The 24,500-nt window shown below is 60.7% G+C and carries 15 protein-coding genes and 11 pseudogenes; 16 read left to right on the top strand and 10 right to left on the bottom strand.

Annotated features, from left to right (window positions below; genetic code table 11):
• Together ACLFKU_RS36160 and ACLFKU_RS36155 are read left to right on the top strand one after the other, a co-directional pair.
• Nucleotides 1-1,141: ATP-binding domain-containing protein (locus ACLFKU_RS36160; RefSeq protein WP_410852353.1), on the top strand; the 1,141-nt coding region annotated here is incomplete at its 5' end.
• A 328-nt stretch (nt 1,142-1,469) separates the two neighbouring features.
• Nucleotides 1,470-2,189 carry an IS6 family transposase gene (locus ACLFKU_RS36155; protein WP_410852352.1) on the top strand — a complete coding sequence of 240 codons (720 nt, stop codon included), beginning with the start codon at nt 1,470-1,472 and terminating at the stop codon, nt 2,187-2,189.
• 33 nt (nt 2,190-2,222) lie between these two features.
• Here ACLFKU_RS36155 and ACLFKU_RS36150 read toward each other — a convergent pair whose 3' ends face one another.
• Both ACLFKU_RS36150 and ACLFKU_RS36145 read right to left on the bottom strand, forming a co-directional pair.
• Nucleotides 2,223-3,146 carry a hypothetical protein gene (locus ACLFKU_RS36150; RefSeq protein WP_410852351.1) on the bottom strand — a complete coding sequence of 308 codons (924 nt, stop codon included), beginning with the start codon at nt 3,144-3,146 and terminating at the stop codon, nt 2,223-2,225.
• 673 nt (nt 3,147-3,819) lie between these two features.
• A pseudogene (locus ACLFKU_RS36145) lies at nt 3,820-4,299 on the bottom strand (IS6 family transposase); the annotation flags it as partial.
• A gap of 42 nt (nt 4,300-4,341) precedes the next feature.
• Here ACLFKU_RS36145 and ACLFKU_RS36140 point away from each other — a divergent pair.
• From ACLFKU_RS36140 to ACLFKU_RS36120, 5 genes and pseudogenes are all read left to right on the top strand, one after another.
• Nucleotides 4,342-5,087, top strand: a protein-coding gene (locus ACLFKU_RS36140; RefSeq protein WP_410852350.1) for an IS6 family transposase whose coding sequence is annotated in 2 segments (ribosomal slippage) — nt 4,342-4,912 and nt 4,912-5,087 — 747 coding nt in all. Because the reading frame shifts where the segments join, the coding sequence is not laid out codon by codon here.
• Between the two features lie 55 nt (nt 5,088-5,142).
• A pseudogene (locus tag ACLFKU_RS36135) lies at nt 5,143-5,379 on the top strand (ATP-binding protein); the annotation flags it as partial.
• A gap of 218 nt (nt 5,380-5,597) precedes the next feature.
• Nucleotides 5,598-5,834: a hypothetical protein gene (locus tag ACLFKU_RS36130; protein WP_410852349.1), complete on the top strand. Its 237-nt coding sequence runs from the start codon at nt 5,598-5,600 to the stop codon at nt 5,832-5,834.
• Nucleotides 5,831-6,091 carry a hypothetical protein gene (locus tag ACLFKU_RS36125; protein WP_410852348.1) on the top strand — a complete coding sequence of 87 codons (261 nt, stop codon included), beginning with the start codon at nt 5,831-5,833 and terminating at the stop codon, nt 6,089-6,091. The genes ACLFKU_RS36130 and ACLFKU_RS36125 overlap by 4 nt, the downstream gene beginning before the upstream one ends.
• A 104-nt stretch (nt 6,092-6,195) precedes the next feature.
• Complete coding sequence (locus ACLFKU_RS36120) at nt 6,196-6,543, top strand: HU family DNA-binding protein (protein WP_410852347.1); 348 nt, start codon at nt 6,196-6,198, stop codon at nt 6,541-6,543.
• Nucleotides 6,544-6,579: 36 nt separating this feature from the next.
• Here ACLFKU_RS36120 and ACLFKU_RS36115 read toward each other — a convergent pair.
• Nucleotides 6,580-6,949, bottom strand: a pseudogene (locus tag ACLFKU_RS36115) (calcium-binding protein).
• Between the two features lie 239 nt (nt 6,950-7,188).
• On the opposite strand from ACLFKU_RS36115, the pseudogene ACLFKU_RS36110 reads away from it, so the two are divergent.
• The 5 genes and pseudogenes from ACLFKU_RS36110 to ACLFKU_RS36090 all read left to right on the top strand — a co-directional run.
• A pseudogene (locus tag ACLFKU_RS36110) lies at nt 7,189-8,289 on the top strand (IS5 family transposase); the annotation flags it as partial.
• Between the two features lie 197 nt (nt 8,290-8,486).
• Nucleotides 8,487-10,706, top strand: a pseudogene (locus ACLFKU_RS36105) (Tn3 family transposase); the annotation flags it as partial.
• Between the two features lie 251 nt (nt 10,707-10,957).
• The gene (locus ACLFKU_RS36100; protein ID WP_410852346.1) at nt 10,958-12,073 is read left to right on the top strand and encodes a tyrosine-type recombinase/integrase; all 1,116 of its coding nucleotides are present in this window, start codon (nt 10,958-10,960) and stop codon (nt 12,071-12,073) included.
• Between the two features lie 20 nt (nt 12,074-12,093).
• Nucleotides 12,094-14,145 (top strand): tyrosine-type recombinase/integrase, encoded by a 2,052-nt coding sequence (locus tag ACLFKU_RS36095; RefSeq protein ID WP_410852345.1) that lies wholly within the window; start codon nt 12,094-12,096, stop codon nt 14,143-14,145.
• Nucleotides 14,118-14,915: pseudogene (locus ACLFKU_RS36090) on the top strand (Tn3 family transposase); the annotation flags it as partial. The gene ACLFKU_RS36095 and the pseudogene ACLFKU_RS36090, both read left to right, overlap by 28 nt.
• 168 nt (nt 14,916-15,083) lie before the next feature.
• Here ACLFKU_RS36090 and ACLFKU_RS36085 read toward each other — a convergent pair.
• The 5 genes from ACLFKU_RS36085 to ACLFKU_RS36065 all read right to left on the bottom strand — a co-directional run bounded on the left by ACLFKU_RS36085 (nt 15,084) and on the right by ACLFKU_RS36065 (nt 19,651).
• Nucleotides 15,084-16,586 (bottom strand): tyrosine-type recombinase/integrase, encoded by a 1,503-nt coding sequence (locus ACLFKU_RS36085; RefSeq protein ID WP_410852344.1) that lies wholly within the window; start codon nt 16,584-16,586, stop codon nt 15,084-15,086.
• A complete protein-coding gene (locus ACLFKU_RS36080; RefSeq protein ID WP_410852343.1) occupies nt 16,583-17,572 on the bottom strand; it encodes a DNA-binding protein in 990 nt (329 codons plus the stop codon). The genes ACLFKU_RS36085 and ACLFKU_RS36080 overlap by 4 nt, the downstream gene beginning before the upstream one ends.
• Nucleotides 17,573-18,015: 443 nt before the next feature.
• Nucleotides 18,016-18,534 (bottom strand): DUF6398 domain-containing protein, encoded by a 519-nt coding sequence (locus ACLFKU_RS36075; RefSeq protein ID WP_410852342.1) that lies wholly within the window; start codon nt 18,532-18,534, stop codon nt 18,016-18,018.
• Between the two features lie 21 nt (nt 18,535-18,555).
• Nucleotides 18,556-18,909 (bottom strand): hypothetical protein, encoded by a 354-nt coding sequence (locus tag ACLFKU_RS36070; RefSeq protein WP_410852341.1) that lies wholly within the window; start codon nt 18,907-18,909, stop codon nt 18,556-18,558.
• Nucleotides 18,910-18,937: 28 nt separating this feature from the next.
• Entirely contained in the window at nt 18,938-19,651 is a 714-nt protein-coding gene (locus ACLFKU_RS36065; protein ID WP_410852340.1) for a UPF0149 family protein, read from the bottom strand.
• Nucleotides 19,652-19,908: 257 nt separating this feature from the next.
• On the opposite strand from ACLFKU_RS36065, the gene ACLFKU_RS36060 reads away from it, so the two are divergent.
• Nucleotides 19,909-20,610, top strand: a complete 702-nt coding sequence (locus tag ACLFKU_RS36060) for an IS6 family transposase (protein ID WP_410852339.1) — start codon at nt 19,909-19,911, stop codon at nt 20,608-20,610.
• A 408-nt stretch (nt 20,611-21,018) separates the two neighbouring features.
• Here ACLFKU_RS36060 and ACLFKU_RS36055 read toward each other — a convergent pair.
• A pseudogene (locus tag ACLFKU_RS36055) lies at nt 21,019-21,954 on the bottom strand (IS4 family transposase); the annotation flags it as partial.
• A 134-nt stretch (nt 21,955-22,088) separates the two neighbouring features.
• Here ACLFKU_RS36055 and ACLFKU_RS36050 point away from each other — a divergent pair.
• Together ACLFKU_RS36050 and ACLFKU_RS36045 are read left to right on the top strand one after the other, a co-directional pair.
• Nucleotides 22,089-22,544: pseudogene (locus ACLFKU_RS36050) on the top strand (ISAzo13-like element transposase-related protein); the annotation flags it as partial.
• Nucleotides 22,545-22,635: 91 nt separating this feature from the next.
• Nucleotides 22,636-22,770, top strand: a pseudogene (locus tag ACLFKU_RS36045) (IS5/IS1182 family transposase); the annotation flags it as partial.
• A gap of 22 nt (nt 22,771-22,792) precedes the next feature.
• On the opposite strand, the pseudogene ACLFKU_RS36040 reads toward ACLFKU_RS36045, so the two are convergent.
• Nucleotides 22,793-23,026 (bottom strand): annotated as a pseudogene (locus ACLFKU_RS36040) (IS5/IS1182 family transposase); the annotation flags it as partial.
• Nucleotides 23,027-23,220: 194 nt separating this feature from the next.
• On the opposite strand from ACLFKU_RS36040, the pseudogene ACLFKU_RS36035 reads away from it, so the two are divergent.
• Nucleotides 23,221-24,446 (top strand): annotated as a pseudogene (locus ACLFKU_RS36035) (ISL3 family transposase).
• The last annotated feature ends 54 nt before the right edge of the window (nt 24,447-24,500 follow it).

Genomic DNA, 24,500 nt, shown 5'->3' with positions numbered 1-24,500 from the left:
CCAACGTCCTGGAGCCGGAACTCGACCAGAACTGACAAGGAAATCTACAATCGACACCGCGCAACGCCCAACCCCGCCGAATCGGTCACGTTCCCGAAATCGGCGGTCACGTTCGCCGAAATCCGCAAAAGCGGCCGATTGGCTGCGAGACGGATTGCGTCCGTATGTTGGGCGTCTGTGGAGTGAGAGCATCGATCCGCGCGGCCGCAGTGCGATTATTCCTGACGTCTACCTGAAGGTCTGGGCGCAAACGGACCCGTGCATAGAATCTGATTTCATCCTGTTCGATGAGGCACAGGATAGCGACGGAGTGATGCTGTGGCTCCTTGATCGACAACGGCACGCGCAAATCGTCTTCGTTGGCGATCCATATCAACAGATATACGAATGGCGTGGTGCAGTTAACGCAATGGCGCAGATAAATGCACCCGAATACGCCCTGACAGAGTCGTTCCGTTTCGGTCCCGCGATTGCCTCGCTGGCCAGTCGGCTGCTGGCATTGATGGGCGAGCAAACACCCGTTCGCGGCCAGGAAGCGATCGGCTCGATCGGGGTTGAAGACCCGTCTGTCTCACCACCCGTCGATGCCATCCTATGTCGCAAGAATGTGTCAGCAATCTGGCATCTTGCCGCAGGGGTAGAGGCAGGCCACAGACCGTCGATCCGCATGAGTTCAGCAGAAATCGTCGCGTATGCGGACGGCGCCGATGCACTGCTCGCGGGACGTCGTGCTTTCAGGCCTGCAGCGTTTTCCCTGTTTGAGACGTGGAAGGACGCGCAGTCTTTCGCTCGCAGTGTGGCTGGTGCGGATCTGCTGCCGATCGTGCGAATTGTGGACGAGCTGGGAACAGGTTATCTGCGCTCGTTGGCGCAACGGATAGCGCCCGAGACAGATTCCGACTACGTTATCTCAACCGTGCATAGAGCCAAGGGTCTCGAATGGAAGCGGGTCAAGGTCGTCAATGATTTCTTGTTCAAGTACGTCGACGGCCGTCTGACGGTCGAGGACGACGAACTGCGACTACTTTACGTCGCCTTCACACGCGCTCAGCACTTGCTGGATGTCTCGGATCTTCGCGAAGAACTCTTGCGGCTGCTTGCATCGCGGCGACAGAATCTCAAGCTGCAGGAGGGCGAATAACCCGTCCGTTTGCATTGAGCCTCCCTAGCGGCTCGAGGCTTCGCAAGTAACGACGCGACCGCGGGCACTTTCCGTTTTCATCACCTGGTTAAATCGGACGGCTAGGCAGGAATCGACTTTGCTGCTCGTGGTCTCATCATCGGGAGGTTAGAAATGACTTACGGAAAACCAGACGAACTCCTCCGGTTGACTATCGGGAACCGGCCCCTACCGAAAAACGACCTGGGTCACACCGCGCTGGACGACTTTGACCATTTCTGGGCTCTGGTGCAAATAGGGCCGGCGAATGGGTTAGAGTTGTCGGAACAAAACGAACCGACGAGCCGCGATGAGCAAGCTGAAGAGTCCGGAGAAGTTGTTCGACGGACGCCATTTTGATCGGGAGATCATCATTCTGTGCGTTCGCTGGTACCTGCGCTACAAGCTCAGCTTTCGCGATCTGGTCGAGATGATGGCCGAACGGGGATTGTCGCTGGCTCACACGACGATTCTGCGCTGGGTGAGGCGTTATACACCCGAGTTCGTCAAACGCTGGAACCGCTTTGCTACACCTGCGGGTCGCTCGTGGCGTGTCGATGAGACTTACCTGAAGATTCGCGGCAGGTGGGTCTACCTGTACCGGGCAGTGGATCGGGCTGGCCAGACGGTGGACTTCATGCTCAGAGCCCGACGCGACGTGGCTGCGGCCAAAGCCTTTTTCAGCCAGGCTATCAAGCGTCAGGGCCAGCCGCCGGAGACCATCACGCTCGACGGCTATGCCGCATCGCACCGCGCGGTGCGCGAAATGAAGGCCGATGGTCTGCTGCCTGAAGACACGAAGGTCCGGTCCTCAAAATATCTGAACAACGTGATCGAACAAGACCATCGCTACATCAAGTCCAGAACGAACGTGATGCTTGGGTTCAAGCGATTCGGGAGCGCCGCGAGCACGATTTCAGGAATCGAGTTGACGCATCGCATTCGCAAGGGGCAGTTCGATCTCGCGAAGCTCGGCCTCAAGGAGGCCGCTGCGCCCGCCGTATGGAATGCGGTCCTGTTTGATCGATAAGCTTTCCTACCTATATGAGCTTTCTCAACCCGCCTACCTATTTGCACCAGAACCGGCGTAATCAATACCAGTGAGCACCCCAAGATGGGCAACCGTAGTGAAATGCGAGTCATGGTTCGTATCGATGTCCAGCTCGCGGACATTGCCGTCCAGATCGGTCACGAAGGCACGGCGCCTTCTCCAATCTAAGCACACGCCAATTCCTTCCTTAAGTCCCCGCGCAACCACTTCACGATCTGCCAGTCCCAGCGTTGTGATCCTTGCACGATTCAGTGTATTTCCGTCGTCCGCATCATCGCCGCGATCTGTCCAATAAAGCATCGCGTCGCGGTGATCGATATCGAGATCAATAGGCTCCGGCAATTTGGCAAGCAAACATTCAACGTCCGACCGTCTATCGGGAACTGCATTAGCCGGTAGCTCAATGCCTGCCCTAAAGATACGCCCCTGTCCGCCGTCGGCAGGGCCCTTCTGAGACCAGTAAATGTGCCCGTTTTTCTTATCGAGCGCGATACCCACACAGTGGCGTGTCGCATCCGGAGTGTCTTCCGGGAAATTCCCAGTCCGCACGAGCACCGTGACCTCAGTTCCATCCAGCCGGGCGCGCATGACTCGCATGCCTTCACGATCGCACCAGTACAGATGGCCGGTTTCCCTATCCAAGGCCAGTTCCTTGGGTGTTCCTGCGATTCCGGAAGGCACAAGCACTCGATGCCCGCTACCGTCAAACTTCGAGCATTCGATCGTGCCATCATTCGATGGCGGTCCCGGGAGCACCGCGTCACCGTTAACCAGATGGATGCCGCTGCCCATGTTGCTCCAGTACAATAGTCGGTCCTCGGCATCCACCTTTATGCCGTCGGGTGTATTCGTCAGGTCCGCGATGACGAGCTGGTGCGAACCGTCCGGGGATAAAGCAATGATTGCCGGGGGGCGTGCCTGGATTACATACAGCATACCGCCCCCACGTCTAGCCACAATGCCACCTCCGTCGAGTCTGACCATATACGTGCACAGTGGCCGCGGCGGTGCGCTGCGCTGCCATTACCGACCCATTCGCCTGGAAAGCGCTTGAATTAGGCAATAACATGCAAGTGAGCGATCCCGTTCCTTGAACGTAGCGCACTTTCTGAACTACCCATCGGAAAAGCCAGACCTTCCGGATCAGGTGATCACCAGCAGGAACATCGTTGGCCGATAACGGCCAGCGAGATTCTCCTGTCACATTCGAATCGACATCCGGCAATAAAATCGTCGGAGCCGTCCAAACCCTGATGGATCGCCCAAAAGCATTCGCAGTAAGCAGATCGAGAATAATCGCTCGCCGCAAGCACAGGATACGAGCAGAAGCCTTAGTAGCATTTGACCGAGATCATATCTCTCTCAGATCCCGAAGGCTGACGGGTATTGCCAACCTGTTCGATGCACGGACGAGCGGAGGTGTTGCCGAACGGGAGTTCCCCCGCTTACCTCGCCAAGCGGGCGCACGAGGCCCTTTCCCAGGCCGCGATGGCCTGGGAAAGGGCCTCACGTTTCTGCCGGTTCAGTCGCGCCAAGGCACTGAGCTAAAATTGTGGTTCTGTCGCAGTAAGAGCGAGAGGTCGGCCAAATCCGATATGGTATGGATTACTTATCCAGCCAGCGAATAGAATTGCTGTGCGGGAGTTTGACCAACCCCGCCATCGTCGATCTGCCCCTTGACGATCATGTGCATAACTTCGATGCCGCCCAACAGGATGCGGGCACAACGAAAGCTTTTGAACCCAAGCATCGGTCGAGTTCGGCGCTTGATCGCCCGATGATCCTGTTCGATGATGTTATTCAGATACTTTTTCTGGCGGACCTTGATCGGCACCTCCCGTGGGGCGTTGATCGCCCACAAGGCAGCCAGATTCGAACCGCTCTTGTCGATCGTCACGGTCTCGGGTTCGCCATTCTGGTCGATTGCCTTTTCGAAACAGGCCCGGGCCGCAGCCTTGTCCCGTCGGGCTCGCAGCAGAAAATCAACGGCGTTGCCTGCCTTGTCGACACCCCGATAGAGATACCGCCACTCACCCCTGATGCGAATGTAGGTCTCGTCCATCCTCCAGCTCTTGCCGACCGTCCGTTTGCGTGGTTCTGTCGCGCTACGGAGGTAGCGTAAAATCAGAACATGAAAAATTTGTCCGAAGCGCCGGTGAAGAAACAACGCATTTCCCGGAAGACGTTGCCGCTGGGGATCGCGAAGGTCCTGAAGCGGCTGCATTTCCCGGTGGACGTGATTCTGCTGTGCGTACGGTGGTATGTGGCGTATTCGCTGAGTCTGCGTGATCTCGAAGAGATGATTGCGGAACACGGTATCGAGGTCGATCATTCGACCGTGCACCGATGGGTGATCAAGCTGGTGCCGTTGTTCGAAAAAGCCTTCCGCAAGCACAAACGTCCGGTCGGCAAAAGCTGGCGGATGGACGAGACGTACATCAAGGTGCGGGGCCAGTGGAAGTACCTGTATCGGGCGGTGGACAAGGCCGGAGACACGGTGGATTTTCTGTTTCGGGCCCGTCGGGACAAGGTTGCCGCGCAACGATATTTTGAAAAGGCGATCGACCAGAATGGCGCGCCGGAGACGGTCACGGTGGATAAAAGCGGGTCCAACCTTGCGGCGCTTCAGGCCGTCAATGCCGAGCGGGAAACGCCCATCAGGATTCGCCAATGCAAGTACCTGAACAACATTGTTGAGCAGGTCACAGGACCATCAAACGTCTCGTCAAACCGATGATGGGCTTCAAGAATTTTCGGTGCGCACGCATCATTCTGTCTGGCATCGAGACCATGCATATGATTCGGAAAGGCCAGATGCGGGTGAAAAAAGGCACCCACCCGTCAGCCGCCGAGCAGTTCTACTCTTTGGTTATGTAACCCATCCTAATTATATCGACCAGGCTCGTCCGTCCACCGTTACCGCGACAGAACCGCCTGCATTGAGGACATCGAATACCGGCAGAGCCGTGGTCTCGACAAGGGTATCGTCGCCACGCTCGCCAGCTGTGACTGGATCCGCAACGCACAGAACCTCATCCTCACAGGGCCGACTGGCGCCGGAAAGACTTGGGTCGCCTGCGCCTTCGGCCAGCAGGCCTGTCGACAGGGCTTCTCCGTGCTGTACGTGCGCGTCGCGAGGCTGTTCGAGGAATTGAAGATCCGGGCGGGATTCGTTATCCGAAGCCCTCAGATGAGCTTTTACTCATCGCGCCAAATCAGGCAGAACGTGGCCGAAAGTGAACGTTCCCCGCATCACGCCTTGTTACCATGACGGACAGGCGTCCTTTTCACGCCAGTGAACTGCCCCGGCGTGAAAAGGACGGAGAACGCTACCGATGAAGCTGGGGCCGGAATCCCGGCCGCAAACAACCACAGGGAAAATGGGCGATGCCTGAGATGGAAGTTGCTGGAAAGGAGCTTATGGCGGGCGATGAAATCACCGCCGCGTCCATTGGGTACGGACATGCCGCCGGTCAACGCCTGACCGTGGTGGGCATCACCCACCTTGGCACCTTTGTGAAAATTGAAACCGGGCCCGGTAACAGTCACATGGTGCCCGTCAACCGCACCATCACCGTGTGGCGGCCGGAACCGGTCGCCCTCCCCGATCCGGAGCAAACATGACGCTACTCAAGAGCCGTCTCGCGGCGACCGACGAAAAAGTGAAGGCGCTGAAGGAGGCGCGCAAGACCGCCGATCGCGAGCGGCGCAAGGCATACCGGCAGAGCCGCGCCGATCGTGAGCGCAAGGTCATGCTCGTGGGCGAAGCCGTACTCCATCGCCTCGAGCGCGGCGAATTCGACGAGGCCGAGTTCCACCAGATGATGAACGACGCGCTCACGCGCCCTGCTGACCGCGCACTCTTTGATCTCGACGAATAGGGGGCGTCGGTGCAGGGAGGCGACATTGTGTGCAATGAGTCCCTCGCACCATGGGCAAACCGCGCGGATGCGCGGCTGGACTACCTCAAGCCCGGAGCGAGGCAATGAAGAGCGACTCGCCCGTCATGCAGACGGCCGGCGCTGCTCACACGCGCACGGTCAGGAAGGCCGAGCTGGTCGTCGCACTGTGTGATCGCGTGGGACTCAGCAGGCAGGAAGCGACCGAGATGGTCAAGGCGTTTTTCGACATCGTGCGCGACACGCTGGCCCTCGGCGACGCAGTCAGGCTTGCCGGATTCGGGGTCTTTGAGTTGCGTGACAAGCCGCCACGCCCTGGGCGTAATCCGCTGACCGGCGTTGCCGCACCCATCGCGGCGCGGCGAATCGTAAAGTTTCGCGCCCGCGCGCAGCTGCAGGTGCGCGTCAAGCGGTGTCAGCGGGCGGCGTTATAGAGCCAATTCGGGGGCGGCGTAAAGGAGCCGTATCCGTCAGCGCAACCCGCCAGAAGTCTGAAGCTCAGAACGCATAGCTTTGATCGTGCCAGTAATGCCAGTCCGCGACTGCCACCTGTGTTGACTTGTCGCTGTTCAACGAAACAAGCTGGGCCAGCGGTGCCACCACGTCTCGTTCACCCCACCGGGCCCAGACGAAGATGCCAACCCGACACAGGTCTTCATGAGCGAGCGCGGTGACCGATACCTGTTCACCTGCGGGCAGCGGCGAAGAGGCCATCGCCTTGCGAACGTTGGCCAGGAATGGAAACGAGAGCTGTTCTTCCAGGTAGTAGTACCACGACAGCGCACGCTCTTCCTCGGTATCCGGGGTCGCTTCAGGAAACGGGGTCCCCGTGATTTGCATGCGGTTTACCGGCTTAGCGCCATCCAGGCGCGACAAGGGTTTCCGGCCTGTCGCCATATAGAAGATTCGGTAAATCAAGGACTTGCTGTTTGCTCTATGGGAAGGGCGCAATGCCGTTGATCCCAATTGTCATAGTGTTGGCGTAGCCTAACAGGCTGTTGAAATTTGATCCCGTGTAAACGGCGTTCCGGGGCCAAGCGTTATGGATATCGTGTTCATGATCTTTGGCAATGAATTCGATGCGCGGAATGGATGAGATGCAGGAAGCCCTCTTCACGACGGTCAAGCTTGAGGACTTTGTTCCAGCCGACCATCCGTTGCGCCCCATCCGGTTGCTGGTCAATCAGGCGCTGAAGCGACTCAACGGACTGTTCAGCGTTATCTATGCGGACAGCGGTCGGGCCTCGATTGCACCGGAGAAGCTGGTGCGTGCGCTGCTGTTGCAGGTGTTCTACTCGGTGCGCAGCGAGCGCATGCTGATGGAGCAGATGCAGTACAACCTGTTGTTTCGCTGGTTCGTCGGGCTGGCCATCGAGGACACGGTGTGGAACCACTCCGTCTTCTCGAAGAACCGCGACCGGCTGCTCGAGCATGAAGTCGTGGAGTCGTTCTTCACGGAAGTCATGAGGCTCGCCGATAAGCAGGGTCTGCTGTCCCGGGAGCATTTTTCGGTCGACGGTACACTGATTCAGGCATGGGCGAGTCACAAGAGTTTTCGCCGCAAGGACGGTTCTGACGATCCGCCGGCCGGCGGTGGGCGCAACGCCGAGGCCGACTGGAAGGGCGAGCGGCGCAGCAATGACACGCATGAGTCGAGCACTGATTCGGATGCACGCCTGTTCAAGAAGAGCAGGCAGAGTCCGGCGATCCTCTGTTACCAGGGGCATATTCTGATGGAGAACCGCTCGGGGTTGGTGGTCGGCGCCGTGGTCAGCCATGCAGATGGCTTTGCCGAGCGTGCCAGTGCGCTGCGACTGCTTGACTGCGTGCCGGGCACTCACGCCAAGACAATCGGTGCCGACAAGGCGTACGACACGCATGATTTCGTAAACGATTGCCGGGCGCGAAACGTGACCCCGCATGTCGCACGCAATGACGCCCGCCCGGGTGGCAGCGCGATCGATGACCGTACATCGCGGCACGCGGGATACCAAATGAGCCAGGTCATCCGCAAGCGTATCGAGGAGCATTTCGGCTGGGGCAAGACGGTCGGCCGGATCCGGCAGACCGTGTATCGCGGCATCAAGCGGGTCGACCAGCACTTCAAGCTCACGATGGTGGCGAGCAACCTCACGCGCATGGCGCGAATAATGGACGCTGTGCTTACGGGAGCGGTGCAACGAGCCGCCATGGCGCACGGACCGAGGCGCATAGCACCGCCGCACAGGCGCGTTGCCTGCACAAACTGACTGGCGCAGCTGGATTTCAGCTGAAAATCGCACGCGAAACACTCCTGAACATTGCTTCGGTCTTCATGGCGAGGCGCTTTTCAACAGCCTGCTAAGCGGTCCCTCTTCCGGCTGCGGAGCGGACGGCAATGGAATACTGGCGGCAGGCCTATCTCGGGATGCGTTCGATCCCGTACACGCTCAACGAGTTTGAACTCGCCACGTTCTTCACGTTTTCGGCGAAGGAGTGCGTGCTGATCAACGCGCGTCGCCGACACCTCTACCGCCTGGCGCTGGCCATTCATATCGGCTTCGTGCGCATGACCGGTCGTACTCTCGACGCGTGCCGATACGTGCCGCACAATCTGTGGCAGCACCTTGGGCAACAGCTCGGCATCGAGCCGCCCGATCTCGGAACGATGACGTCCCTGTACGACGGCCACACCGACACGCTCATCGAACATCAGGTCTGTGCATACCAGGCGCTCGGCTTCGGGCCCATGACCGAGCATCAACGCCGCTATGTGATGCGTTGGCTGAAATCCACACTTTCAGGCCGGCAGGATCGCAACGGTTTGCTGCACGAACTCAAACGCTGGCTGTACGAACACCGGATCCTGCTGCCTCGCGACCGCACCCTTCGGGAGTTGATCGTACAGGCTGTCCGGGATGTCGAGGCGACGCTCACGGGCGAACTGACACAGGCCTTCGGCGAGACCACACTGGATCGGTGGGGCAAGCTTCTCCCGAAGCCGCATGGCGAGGCCTCGAGCCTGCAGCAATGGCTATGGTCGGTGCCGCTGCGCAATTCGACGCGACAGATGAGTGAACTCTTCCGCAAGGTCGACCATCTGGTTGAACTCGGCGTGCGGGCGACGTGGCCCGATACATGTAACGAAGCCATCGTGCGGCATTATGCGCGGCGCTGTGCGAACCGCAAACCTTCGGTGAGTCACCGTATCCAGTCCACCATACGACGGCTCGAGGCGGCCTGCTTCATGCGCTACGCGTTGTGCTCGGCAACCGACCAGCTCCTGTCGATGCTCGGTGACCGGATCCGCAAGGCGATCAGGACTGCAAATGACAGGGTCGCTGCTTCGCGCCCGGATCTGAAGGCGCAACTGCAGGATTTTGCTGAGGCAGTCAAGGCACTCGCCGGTAGCAGGGACCTGACGCGCGATGCGCTCGTCAAGCAACTGTGCGACCTGGCCGACGCGGTGCTCAAACAGGATGCCCCCAGCCGGACCAGTCTCATGCGGGCGCAGCTCGTCTCGAAGCGGCGTGTAGCGCGTGCATTGCTCGCGAAGCTGCTCAGCCTGCCTTTCCAGGCACAGAGCGCCCATCCGGTCATGGACGCGCTGGTGCTGCTGCGCGAACTCTACGCAGTCACGGCAGTCGAGCTGCCGCAGGACACCGCGATTGCGCTCGGGCGGGCCTGGCAACGCATGATCGCCAGCGAGAACCGCGGCGACGCGCTGATCGCCTTCGAATGGGCGACGCTCTTCGCCTTGCGGGTCGCCCTGCGCAATGGATCGGTCTACGTCGAACACAGCTTTTCGTTCCGCAGCCTCGGCACGCTGCTGATCCCCGCCGAGGACTGGCAACGGCAACGCAACCACTTCTACGGGCAACTGGGTTTGCCGCAGGATCCGAAGGTCTTTCTCGAACCCGTCATCAAGCATCTCGACGAAGGCCTCGAGCGTCTGCGCGAAGCAGTTGAACGTGGCGAAGTCCGCGTTGACGACGCGGTTCATCTCGATGCCGTGAAGGCCGAGCCGGAGCACAAGGCCGTTGAGGACCTGCGCCGGGCCCTGTTCGCGTCACGTCCGGACGGACAGTTGCCCGAGATCATCCTGCAGGTGGACAGCGAGGTGCGCTTCAGCTGGCTCCTGCTCGGGCGCGAGCCACGCACCCGCAGTGAACTGCTGATGGTCTACGCCGCCATCCTCGCGCATGGCACCTCAATGTCCGCCGCCGACATCGCGCGCATGGTGCCCGAGCTGTCGGCCGAGGCGATCCGCCAGATGATGCGTCACATTGCCGATGAACGACTGTTGCGTCAGGCCGCCGATACCGTGCTGCAGTTCATGCACCGGCATCCAATCACCCAGTACTGGGGGCGGGCCGATCTCGCGTCCTCGGACATGATGTCGCTGGAGACGGCCAGAACGGTCTGGCAAGCCCGCGCCGATCCGCGCCGGCGTACGCGCTCGATCGGCATGTACACGCACGTGCGAGACCGCTGGGGCATCTTCTACGATCAGCCCATCCTGCTGAACCAGCGGCAGGCGGGCGCCGCGATCGAGGGCGTCATTCGCCAGGACAGCATCGACGACGTCACGCAGATCGCAGTGGACACGCACGGATTTGTTGTTACATGGACACCGTCATCGTTTTGCCACTGGGATCGGGCATATAAGCAGCGATGGTCTGATCGATCCTTTGGCCGGCAGGTCCGCGCAGGGCGTAGCCCGAAGCGGACCTGCCGGCTGCGCGACGTTGGCACGCCAGATGCCGGCTGCTGGCAGCCGCGTCCGCGGTCGGTGCCCAACTGGTTGTCCGAAAGGAGACCGCCATGGTTGTTCGTTCCGTACCTCTGGGCGGGCAGAGAAGCGTTGAGTTGCTCGACGACGCCGGCGAACCCGTTGCGGCCGTCAATGCCTACCTACGGCACCTGGCAGCACGCGACTGTTCGCCGAACACGCTGGTCGCCTATGCGCACGACCTGCAGCACCTGTGGCGCTTCCTGTCACAGCAGCATCTGGACTGGCACAAGTTCAGGGTCTGGCATGCCGTTGAATTTCTCGGCTATCTGAGATCGCTCAAGATTCCCTTGTCACCGCGCCGGCGTTCAATCGCCGAGGCAGTCACCATCGACGGCAAGCCAATGGCGCAACTGGCCCCGGCCACTGTCAACAGGATACTGGCGGCGGTGTCGTCGTTCTATGATTTCGCCATTCTCTCGGCTCAGCTCGAGAGCGCTAACCCGCTTGAGAAGACACATGACCACCAGCAGCAGCGGGTGACGAGCAGGCATCGACCGTTCATGGATGGTGCGAGCCGCCAGCGGCCGTTGCGAAGGCGACTGTCGGTGAAGACCGTGGACCGGCTGCCGCGCCCGATGTCGGACGAACAGATCAATGCCCTCTTTGCAGAACTGCATTGCAAGCGGGACCACGCTCTCGTGCGATTGATGTTGGATGGTGGCTTGCGACCGGGGAAAGCGCTCGGCCTGCACCTGGAAGACATCCGATATGGCCAGCGTCGTCTCATGGTGCGATATCGGAACGATCACCCGAAGGGTGTGCGGGCCAAGTCTCGCTTCGAGCGGGTCGTGGATCTGCATGATCCTGCCACGCTGGAAGCAGTGAATACGTACATCATGACCGAAAGGCCAAAGGATGGCGACAGTCCCTTCGTGTTTCTGGTTGGGGGCGCCGGAAAGCGACGACTGGAGCCGCCTGGCTACCCAGCGTTGTTCAAGCTGTTTATACGTGCCTGCGAGCGCGCCGGAATTCGGGAGCCCTGGGTAACGCCGCATAGCCTGCGGCATACCCATGCTACCCGGATGTGGGAAGCCGGCATGCGCGAGCTGACGCTTCAGAAGCGGCTGGGTCATGCCTCCGCGGAATCGACCCGCACCTATACGCGAGTATCTGATCGCGAGGTTGTAGCCGACTACCGACGGGCACTGGGTCTTGATCGCGTGGAATCATCGGCTGAAGCTTCGGCCTGAGCCTTTCGGACCTAACGTCCATGCTGCAACCAGGAACCTTCAAGGCCCCCACAATCGACGTACCGCGTCGCGCATGCGAGTATTGTTCCGAGCCGGAATATGCGGAGTTCGCCAATTCGCTCCCCGGTTCGGCTACCCGGAGCGCCCGCAAGCTCAATGATGTGCGTCGCTTCATGCAGCGTTGGCCCGATCTTCAAATGTGGTTCGAAGAGCCGTTGGCGATCCGCGTCGGCAATGTGCCGGCGAGAAGGCAGTACGGGCTGGATCCAAAACTCTCTCATATTGCCAAGCCGTATCTTCTCTTCCTGGGGCTTCGCGGGTTCGTGCAATTCGATTACCCATGGTTGCTTGCATGCTCTCCTCTGTTCGTTCCGGAGGTAGCGGATCATATGGGCGTTGATCTGGGTATTGACGCGCTGCGGGCTGATGCAAGAAGACTCGGTTTTGGCAAATTCGGCATCGACGCAACTTTGCGCTGGACCCTGAGCCGCGTGTTGCTACACACGGGGTGTCCGCACGCATCGAAACTGAATGCAGAACACGTGCACGGCCTGCGTGAAGCGGTCGGGGCATTTCTGGACAGCCCCGATCTCGTGGAATTTTATCCGAGTGCGTCGAGCAACTTCGAGGCCTTCCGTAAGAGTTGGACGCTGCGCGTGAATCAGCTCGAGCTACTGCTGTTTCATCGGGGCCAGGTGGACACCCAGCCAAGAAAGTTCATGCGCAGCATCAAGGAACGCAAGCCCGTGCCACCGCGCATGCAGGTAGTCGTGAACCGCTGGTTGGTGGCCCGCAGCGTCACAGATCGCCCGCTAACCGTTCAGCGACTGGAGCTTGCACTATATCGCTTCATGGTGTGGCTCAGTCTGGAGCGACCCGCGATTTCGAACTTTACTCAGGTTACGCGGGACGATGTCTTGCAGTATCTAGTTGTACTATCTGAACAGCCGAGCCCGCGGACGGGGCAGCCTCTCGGAGCATTGGCTCGGCGCGGGCATGTCTCCTCGATATCACAGTTCTTTCGCAATACCGCCGCGTGGGAGTGGGAAGATACACCGCGTCGCCCGCTCCTGGGCGACGGAGATATTCCGAAGATACCGATGCGCGTGCCTCGGTTCATTCCCGCAGATGAGCTTGCGCGTCTGATGGTCGCTGTCAGCAATCTCGAGTGTCCCTATCAACGTACCGCTCTGCTGATCGCCCGGTGGACGGGTGCGCGAAAAGGAGAAATTCAGCGACTGTCGATCGACTGCCTTGATACCTATCCGGACGGCACATCTCGCCTGCGTTTACCCGCAGGCAAGACTTACCGCGAGCGCGTCGTGCCGTTGCATGAAGAAGCGGCGAAGGCCCTTCGGGATTTGATAGGGCGTCGAGATCAGGGACGCGAGCGCGCTTTCACGGACGAGCTGACCGGAACTGCAACACGATATGTATTCATGGCGCACGGCAGGCTGCTTTCGTGTACGTATCTCTTCCAGATTTCACTGAAGCGCGCATGCGAAGCCGCTGGCGTTGTCGATGCAAACGGCCGTCGCACTATCAGCGCTCACCGTTTCCGCCACACTGTCGGCACGCAACTGGCCGAGCGGGGCGCGAAGCTGCATACGATCATGAGCATACTGGGACATCGCAGTCCAGCCATGTCACTGGTCTACGCGCAGATCAGTGACCGTGAAGTGCTTCGAGACTACAAATCCGTTCTAGAGCCGGGCTCAGTGATCGCGGGCCCGGCGGCTGCGCAGTTGCGCAGTGGGGTCTTGCCGAAATCCGCCGTCGATTGGCTGAAATGCAATTTCTTCAAGACCGAGCTGGAACTGGGGCACTGTTTGCGTCTGCCTGCGGAAGGCCCTTGCGAATGCGACATGTATCTGACCTGTGCCAAGTTCGTAACGACGCCGGCGTACGCGCCGCGCCTGCGCGAGCGCCGCAAGCTTGAAATCGTTCTGGCTGACGATGCGCATGCGCGTGGGTGGCCCAAGGAGCGAGAGCGGCATCTCTCGACCGCCAACCACCTGACGCGGCTCCTGACCGAGCTAGGCGAAACGATCGAAGATCCGGAACAAGGCTGAGTCGACCAATTGGAACGATGATCGATCGGCAAAAATACCGACATGTCCATATAAATACGGATTTCGCAATGGCTCTCGCACGTGGAGCCGGCTTTGATCTGTGCCCCCGGCTGGCGCATCTGCGGGACCGGCGTCTGCACGTGCCCGTCGGCCACGCGGTGTCCGAATTGCTGAAGGACGTTACCGACTGCGATGTGCGCGTGGAGGCGATCGAGGCCATCTGGGATGATTTCGTGCGCGTGGTCGCTTCCGTCTACAGCGGGCGCTGCACGGCCGTCCAGGCGCTGTCGCGCTTCGCTTCCGATGCACGCGGCCAGCCCCTTTACGATGGCGGCGTGCATCTGGGTCGACTGTTTCGTTCGATCTTCCTGATCGACTACTTCACCACGCCGGCGTTTCGCCGCGAGCTGCACCACGCGCTCAATCGCGGTGAGGCGGTGCATACCGTGCAGCGCGCCATCCATCAGGGCAAGATTGCGATTGAACTCGCGCGGCAGCCGCATTCGCTGCTCGCGGTCTCTTCCGCGCTCACGCTGCTCACCAACGCCGTCATGGCCTGGAACACGCAGCACATGCAACACGCACTCGAAACCGTTGAGCGGCTTGGCCAGAAGCCTGTCGTCGCGGAACACATGCGGCGCATTGCGCCCACCGCGCTGGAAGGCATCAATCTGCGCGGGACGTTCGATTTCCCGGTCGCGCAGTACGTGAGCCGGCTCATGCCCAGTACCGCTGCAGTTCCGGTATCGGGCCTCGCCCGCGCGAGGTAACATGCAGTGGTCGTGCCTCCGGTAATCACCATGGCTCATCCAGGATCGACAGGTTGTTCGCTTGCACGCAGGCGAAGCTGCGCAGGCATCCAGGGCTCACGACATGCCGATCTTGCGCGATCTCATGAAGCACACAGGTATCGTCGCTTCCCCTGATCTTTTGCATTCCTATCCGCGTTGTCGCGAAGGCGCCCCGACGTCGAAGCTCGCGTCAACAAAGCCGCGCAATTGCGAGAGATCGGTTTTCGCGTACGCGGCAGTCGTTTGCACCGAGGCATGACCCAGCAGCGCCTGCGCGGCGGGCAATGGCACCTGGTGATCAACGACCAGTTGCCGCGCGTAGGCATGCCGCAACCAGTGTGGCGACGCCTGCCGCAGACGCGCGGCGCCGTCGGGGTCCGCGTTCGCGAGCCGTTCCGCCGCCGCCACGAAGATCGCCTTGACCTCGTCGTACAGACCGGAACCCTTCAGCGTGTCGCCCCTGAGCCCGTGGATTAGCGCCGCGTGCTCAATGAGCGGTGGTTGCGGTGGCAGGCCGCGCAATTCACGGTAGGTCCGCAACACAGTCACGCAGACCGCTGGCAGGGGAATCGCGCGCGTCTTGCGTCCTTTGCCGAGCACAGTCAGCGTCCAGCTGCCGTGGTCGTCGACGTCGAGCTTCGGCAACTGCGCCTCGTCCGACCACACGAGTTCGACCAGCCGCACACCGGCATAGCGGTACAGCGCCCAGATCGCGCGACGTCGCGCGCTCACCAGAGAATCGCCGACCGCGACGGCTTCGTCCACCCACGCATCGCACGCAGCCAGCAGTACCGAAGGCAGCATGCGCTGCGGCGCGAAGCTCGCCCGCGAGCGCCCACCCCGTACCAGACCGGCCGCAGGATTCGCGGTGAGATAGCCGGTTTCGGTCCAGTAGCGGAACAGGCTCGCAACGACAGCCAGCGCACGGGACTGCAGCGCTTCCGACAGCCTGCGCGTCGTGTCGCCCACCGTGTCAGAGGCCGGCTGGCGCAGCGCCTGCCGGTAGGCGAGCAGGTCATGGCGCGTCAGGTCGGAGAGTGGACCGAGCTGTCGCGACTCGCACCAGCCGACGAGCCGGCGCAGTTCGGTGCGGTACGCGCGCAGCGTATGCGGGGAGCGGCTCGCCCGGTCGCGCAGGAACAGCGCCACCGCCTGGGCGTCGTCACCAACGCCCAGCGTATTCGTTGCGCCTGCAACGGCGGCGAAGCGCCCGGCGCGAGCCAGCCACACGACCAGCGGCTGGGGCAAGGACATCAGGGCCGTCGCCTCCCGCTTCAGCTCACCGGTCGCGACGGGCCTGGCGGCCTCGGTGGCCGGTTTGAAGCGCCGGCGATGCGTATGCAGCACGCGGGCCAGCACGACATCGGGCGCTGGCGCCTCACCGGCGGCAACCGTGCGCACGCGGCCGCGGTCCCAGTATTCGACGGCCGCCTCGTGATCAAGCAGCACGCGCATGGTGGCTGGACGGACTGCCTTCGCGTCGGCGAGCGAGGCGTAATGCTGCCGGATCATGGCGAGTGTCCAGCGCGTATGGACAACGTGACCCAGTGCGTCGGCCACGTACGCGATGGCAGCTTCCACGCTGGCGGGTACATGCTGCGGGGGCGTCGTGCCGTGATCGATCCAGCCGGCCGGATGCAGCGGCTTCATGCTTTCTTCGCCCGCGTGGCGTTCTTCGGCCGCACGGCGCCGCCGCCTTTCGGCGTGGACTTCGTGCGCCGGGCCGTCGCGGGACCCGCGGAGGCGGCCGGCGCCCGACGCGGCGCCTCGCGCGCCGACACCACGCGCATCAGCTCGTCGAGCTGTGCATGCTGGCTCGAGTTGACGGCCTTCAGCGCGAGCGCCTCGCCGACCGCCTGCTGGCGTGTCGCGCGCTCGCTGGCGAGCTCCGCCTCGAGCCGCTCGTGCTCGCCTTCGAGCGCGGCAATGCGCCGCTCAGCAAATTTCAGCTGCGACACGAACTGCCCGTGTTCCTTTTTCAGGGCCTCGCGTTGGTGGGCAGTTTCCTGCAGCAGCTGTTTCGATAGCGCTTCGTATCGATGCTGGCTCTGCGCCAGGCTTTCTGCGTGGGCTCGCTCGAGCGTCGCCCGTTCGGCCACGGCCGCCTCGAGCCGGGCCTGTCGCTCCCGCTGCGCCTCGTCGAGCGCGACACAGCGTGCCTGGATATGGGAGTGCTGCGCCCGCAGGTCGGCCAGTTCCGCATCGCGACCAGCGAGGGTCGAACGCAGCTCGCTCACTTCCTGCCGCAGTAATTCGACGCGCAGCTCGGCGTCGGTGCGCGCCACATCGGCCGCGGCGATGGCCTGCTGTGCCTCGGCCTTCAGGCGTACGACGTCATCAAGCTGGACCGTGACGGCCGCCTGCCACAGCGCACCCATCTGCTCGGCGATGTCGGATGGAATGCCGGGGATCGCGATATCCGCGAGGCCCGCGCGCACGACTTCGGCCTCGATTGCGTTGAGCGTGCGCGAGAGGGTGGCGGGGTCGCCGGCACCGAGCCGCGCCCGGAGCTTGCGAACCGAGATGACCTTCCGGAAGCGTGCGCCCGTCACGGGCGTGGCGTCGCCGGCCTCGGCGAGCATCGCGAGCACGGTGGAACGGATCTGCTCAGGGGTGGTGGTGGCCGGACGGGACATGGCGGGCTCCAGGCGGGAAATGGGCGATTTTTCGGGCTATTATTTCATACATGTATAACGGTAGAAAAGCCGTTTTAGAAATGAAAACAGAATGCTGCCGAGGATAAAAACTATTATCAGCGGAGTGTGCGCCCAAACAGACCGTCCAAGACCCCGGACCGCCGGAGAAGGCCGTCTGGGGAGGTGTTCATGTGACACAGAAAGACCAGACAGCAGCGTATTGATTTAAAAGGATATTGTTTTGGGGGCCGACCGCAAAGCCTTGTCGCGCCTAGAGGCCGCTAACCCGGTAAACAGCACGAAAATCACGGGGACCCCGAAACGGAAAATAAAGCACGTTTAGCCTGAGCCAGGGGGCGGAGAACCCGACCAAGCGTAAAGGGAAATTGCTACGTCGCAGCGTCGCAAGCGAAGTACAAACGGGGCTCGGGATTTTGCGCGAACTAGCGTTCTTCGCTTGGAACGAACGGGATGACACCCAGCCGGAAGGCTTCTTCCTGCAAATTGCGCGGGATGCGGCGCGCATCGACGATCATGCCATTGATTTCGATAAGCCAGACGAGCGGATTTCTGTCGAGCTTACTGGGAAGTGACCAGCGAGGATCGAGCTGGCCGATCTTCAGAAGGTTCAGAATTGCTCCTGAGCGGGCCGAACCGGTCTGGGCGCTTAGCCCGAAATGCTGGCACAGTGCATCGGCACGCATGTGGGGCTTCTGGGACTTGTCGAAAACGAAGTTGACTCTCCCGATCGCGTAGGCCGCGCCGCAGGCCCAGGAGCGCGCTGGACCAGTCACCAGTGGCGATGGCCGCTTGCGGCACAGGGTGGCAACGAGACGTCGGCAGAGGTCGCGGTATTCATCAGTCAGGTGTTGCGCACAAAAGGCGTCGGTAAGCGCAATGATCTCGTCATACCGGTCTTGCATGGCGGCTGGCACCCGTTCGCCGCGAAAGGTTGGCTTCATGGGATTCGCGATCCGCATGCGTCAGTTGCCCAGTTCGGCGAGCCCATGAACATCGCCCTCCCGCTCGATCAGGCGCAGCCACGTTTCCAGCTTCTCGCTGCTGCCGTCAAGTAACCGGTCAATCAGGGTCTGGTCGTTCGCCTTGCCGAGCATGTTATGTAGTCCCAGGTATGCCACGAGAAGGTGATGCATGGTGCAGCGCAAATCATCACGTTCCCCCTGACAGCGTCGGGCATGGCGATGTAGATCCTCAATGGCAAGCCCAAGTTTCTCGCCGACATACGACAGCGGTATGCCGTCACGATCCTGTCGCGACGTGTACGCTGGGCCGTTGGCGTTCAGGGGAAGATCTGCATCATCCGGAATCTGGGGCATTACGTGTCTCCGTTGCTGTGCTGCCTGATCAGTGAAACGTCGGCGAACTGGCCATGCAGCAATGCTTGTACTTGCGGCCACTACCGCACGGGCACGACTCGTTGCGCCCGATCTTCGGTTCTTCCCGGCGCATGGGCATACGCGCCGGGATGTGCGCCAGTGCCCGCCGATGCGGCTCGAAGTAACGGTAGATATGGGTCAGTCCGGCGATCATCGTTTCCAGCAGTTCCTCGCGCTTTTCTGCAGGGATCTGTGGTGGCCGCATCTGCGGGTCGGGATTGTGCTCATGATGCAGCATCATGATCGGGATCATCGGTCCACCGTGGTCCTCGTCATGGATCAGCTCACCCCAGCTCGCGGGACGCATCTGTACGCCGCGCATGAAGCCGTGCGCCCAGTCGTTGGCCGGGGCAACACCATCCTCTCGCTCGAGCAACACAGGCAGGTACACGTTCGGCTCATGCAGCGTTTGCTGCAATTCCGTGCTGATCGTGTTCCAGTGACGCATGAGCAGCTCGACGATTTCTGTGGCCTGTCCGTCACTTTCAAACGAAAAATCCTCCCCCCAGATCTGCGGCAGATACTCGCTGGGCAACACGATGTCTGGCCCGCAAATCAACGCGACGAAATAGCCGTCGAGCGTTTCGATGTTCATCGCTGCATCGCCGATGGAGTCGAGAAACCCGGCGAGACGGGCGAAATCGTCGTCGGCAAGCGGTTGTTGGGACATCAGGTTATTCACGGCAGATTTTCTCTTCGCGAGGTCGAGGCGGCTATAGGCGATGATTATACGATGTTGAGCTCGTCGGGTATGGTCGCAGGATCGATCGCCCCTGTGGCAGTTCACGAGGGGCGCCGAATGCGCGGCTCTGTCCCCGGCAGCGGCCGCAGCGCCCTGAATTTGCCGGCCTGAAGCTTTCGGTCCTGTTGCCAGACATAGGGATCTGTCGCAATAAGGCGGTCTGCTATGCTGACGGGCTTTAATGCGTGACGTGATCGATGACCGAGAAGCTGAGTCCGGGTGAGGGAAAAGTACTCAAACGCTTGCATTACCCGCTGGACGTGATGTTGCTGTGCGTTCGGTGGTACGTGGCTTATCCGCTGAGCCTGCGCCATCTTGAACAGATGATGGCCGAGCGCGGGATTGCGGTCGATCATTCGACCGTTCATCGTTGGGCACTCAAACTGCTGCCGGTCCTGGAGAAGGAGTTTCGACGACGCAAACGGATGGTCGGCAAGAGCTGGAGGATGGACGAGACCTACATTCGCATCAGGGGTGAGTGGCGGTATCTCTATCGGGCTGTCGACAAGGCAGGCAACACCGTTGATTTTCTGCTGCGAGCCCGACGGGACAAGGCTGCGGCCCGGGCCTATTTCGAAAAGGCAATCGACCAGAATGGCGAACCCGAGACCGTGACGATCGACGAGAGCGGATCGAATCTGGCTGCCTTGCGGGCGATCAACGCCCCACGGGAGGTGCCGATCAAGGCCCGCCAGAAAAAGTATCTGAATAACATCATCGAACAGGATCATCGGGCGATCAAGCGCCGAACTCGACCGATGCTTGGGTTCAAAAGCTTTCGTTGTGCCCGCATCCTGTTGGGCGGCATCGAAGTTATGCACATGATCGTCAAGAGACAATTGAACGATGGCGGCGTTGGTCAAACTCCCGCACAGCAATTCTATTCGCTGGCTAGATAAGGAATCCATACCATATCGGATTTGGCCGACCTCTCGCTCTTACTGCGACAGAACCATTTCTCCGCCGGATGCCGAGGGCTTCTCCAGTTTCCACGTCATCCTTCACACCATGTCGCCGCTGATACCCCGCCGGTGAGTGTTGCCGCATCGGACCCGTTTCGGACAACACTTGCTGCTTTCGCGCGTTATAGACCGTCTCAGCCACCGGAGTTTCGTGTGACGAGGCTACATCTGCGTTCACTGCACGTTGCAACCTGGTGCGTTGCATACACTCCTTTCTGAGCATACTGTCGGAGGGCTCCGTCATCTTGCTTTCGCGCCATGACGCCTCCCAAGCTACGAGGCTTGAGTCTTTTGCCTCGGTCGGACTTTCACCGACTGGATAACGTGTCCTTACCTGGACACACCTATCTCCCACCTGGCTCTGTACCAGTCGATGAGTTCGACCAAATCGTCGTGTCCGACCGGCGCACGGTTGGTCAGCAAGCGCCACTCGACCGGTTTGACGCCAGCAGGCGGATCAACTTCCTTCGCGATGACGCACGTCACCGTCACACCGCACGGCAACGTCACGCGCTTCATGCGCAGCACCTGTCTGACCGTGCGGGCCTTCTGACCCACGCGAGCGGCCATCATGAACTGGACCTCGCCCACGCCCCTCGCCTTGAGCACCTTCGACCAGAGCTTTTCGCCACCATCCAGGCTACGATTGTGCGACGAACGAATCAGCCAGTCCGCCGGTGTCCCGAGTTCGTCGGCGCGCAGCATCAGCGCCGCGATATCCGCCTCGCGATCGGCCACGTACACCAGTCGCGTGCCCGGCAACTGGGCGGCAATCTCGGCGATGCGCTCGTAACCTTCAACCCAGCGCGTGCTTTCCGTGATGCCGCCACGGCGGCCATCGGCATCCTTGAACTCGCGCGCCCACATCCACGCATCGATCACGCCCAGCGCCACGCGATCCGTAGTGACGGCGTAGGTCGGATGCAGATACATGCCGCGCTGCGCCTCGTAGCTCAGCGGCCCCAGGCCACTGATTTCCTGTCCGTTAAAGTCCAGCCCCGTGGTGTCCTGGATGCACAGCACGACATCGTGCTCGCGCATGCGCTCCTGCGTGCAGTTCCAGTGCGGCTCCATGATGTCGCGCCACTCGACCGCCTCGTTTTGCATGAACCTGTAGGCTCCGTGCGTCTCGCTCCAGCCACGGCACGCGCCCGGAATGCTCGCCGTCGGCTTCTCCGCGAGTCGTGTAAGCACAGCCTTCGCGCGTTTATTGCGCCTCACGTCATCCAGATCCACGCCTTCCAGTTCCTTGTACGCCCAGCCATCGGACTCTCGCGTCATTTGTCGTCGCCGCAAATTGCAAGAGTAAACGCGCATTCGCTTCAGTTAACAACCCCGAATTCCTGCGTCAGATCAAACTTCAAGCCTTATCTGACGGGGCTTCGCGGAGATGTGTGTAACGAGGTGAGTTTGCCTGCGACAGCGTGGCGCACTGGTGGGAAAAACACGGGCGCGCCGATTATCCCCAGGGCAAACGGTTACTGCTGTTGTGCGATGGCGGCGGCAGCAACCCGAGTAATTCGTGGCTTTTCAAAAGCGACCTGCAAAATCTGGCAGACCGGCTCGGACTGGAAATCCGGGTGGCCCACTATGCGCCGTACTGCTCGAAACATAATCCAATCGAGCACCGCGTGTTCCCACACATTACGCGAGCCTGTGCTGGCGTAGTTTTCAGCAGCGTCAGTCTGGTCCGTGAACTGATCGAAAAAGCCTCCACAAAAACCGGTCTGAAAGTGACCGCTGACATCCTTGACGGAGTTTACGAAGCCGGACGGACGGTCACCCGCCACGCCCGCGCATTGCTCAACATTGAGTACGACTCAACCCTGCCTTCGTGGAACTACAGCATCCGCTCGAGGAGCGCCGCATAGCGGGAAGTTATTTCGAGCGCGTTCCTTAGGCACAAGACTATCCCTTATTTTAAGAGAGTCCTCGTGTCCTCAGATACGTGGGGCTGCTCCAATCGATTCGACCATTGCGCGTGCACATCAGCATCCGTCCGGAGCTCGAAAGAAAACCGGTGTGTAAGCACTCGGCCACTCACGAGGTGGACTGACCACCAAATTACACATTGCCGTCGATGACGCCGGACGCCCCTGCGGCTGATTAGTAGCGAGTGGGCGACACGACGAAAATGTTCAATATTACTGAAAAAGCGGTCGATGATGTTTCGGGCCCAATACAGCCCGCGGCGATAGCGACGCCTGATCTTTCGAATCGACCGCGGTGGGATCACGACCTTCGCACACGTAGCGCGGATGCTCTCTACAAACACGTTCGATTCGTAGCCCTTTTCAGCGATAACCGCACGGGTGCGCAAATGCTAAACCAGTTCATTCTCGCACGCAATATCGGGAATTTTCCTCGGTGCGACAAGCTGGCAGGGAACTATCTCGCTTTCGCTTCGCTTGCCTGAGCCTTTTGAACGCTCGTGAGAATGCGCACAGACCCCTGTCATATCAGGCGTAGCTTATACTTGTAAGCCTCTGTTGAATTCCGAGTGGGTGGTTTCGTCCGGTTTTTTGCATAACAAGACGAAGGGAAGTCATGCATAGCCAGTTGTTTGAAGCCGCATTGGGTGTGAGCGATCCGTGGTTTGTGAGCGGCGTTGATTTCGACGCGGCCGCCAAACGGCTGACGATTCAGATCGACTTCACTGCCGGCACTCGCTTTCCGTATCCGGAAGTGGCTGGCGCGCATCCCGTGCATGACACTGTCGTCAAGCGCTACCGGCACCTGAACTTCTTCCAGCATGACTGTTATCTCGAAGTGCGCACGCCGCGCGTGAGGCTGCCCGATGGCCGCGTCGCGCTCGTCGAACCCAGTTGGGCCGCCAAGCTCAGCGGCTTCACGCTGCTGTTCGAGGCGATGGTGCTCACACTCGCCCAGCAGATGCCTTTTGCCGCCGTGGCCCGCGCCGTCGGCGAGTCGTGGCACCGCGTACACGCGATCTGCAAGCGCTACGTCGAACTGGCGTTGGTCGAGATTGATCTGTGCGACGTGACGAGCGCGGCCGTCGACGAGACCTCCTATAAGCGCGGGCACAACTATCTGACGCTCGTGGCCGACGCCAAACAACGCAAGGTCGTGTTCGTTACCGAAGGCCGGGACGCCGCCACCATCGAGCAGTTCGCCGCCCATCTGCAAGCGCACAATGCCACGCCCGGGCAAATCACCTCGGTCAGCATCGACATGTCGCCTGCCTTCATCAAGGGCGTCAGCGAGCACCTGCCCAACGCCCGCATCACCTTCGACAATTTCACGTGGTCGCTCAGGCATCGTTTGCTCTGGACAAGACGCGGCGGCTCGAACAGAAGAGCGACCCTGAACTCAAGGGCCTGCGCTGCGCACTGCTCAAGGACCGCGACCGGCTGAGCGTGGCGCAGCGTGCCGATCTGGACGCGCTCGTTGCCAACGTTACGACCAAGCGAACCGCCCGGGCTTGGCTCTATCGCGAGCAATTGCGCGACATCCTCGATCGCAAGCAGATCAACGTCGTCTCCAGGATGCTCGACCAGTGGTGTATCAACGTGATGCGCTCCAAGGTCGAACCCATGAAGGAGGTTGCGCGCATGATCCGCAAGCACTTCGACGGTATCGTTGCCTGGACCCAGACGCGTCAGACCAACGGCTTCCCGGAGGCTCTCAATGGCCTGTTTCAGGCCGCCAAGCGACGCGCGCGCGGTTACGCCAACCTCACGACCATGCGTACCGTGCTGTTCCTGATCGCTGGCAAGCTCGACTTCACTTCGATCAACTCGCATGCGGCATAACCCACTCAAATCTCAACAGAGCCACTTGTAATCATTATCGCGACAAAACCGTCA

This window comes from Paraburkholderia sp. EG304 (assembly GCF_046543485.1).
Classification (GTDB): domain Bacteria; phylum Pseudomonadota; class Gammaproteobacteria; order Burkholderiales; family Burkholderiaceae; genus Paraburkholderia; species Paraburkholderia youngii.
The sequence above is the reverse complement of the archived record's forward strand: the minus strand, read 5'-3'. Positions and strand labels throughout refer to the sequence as shown.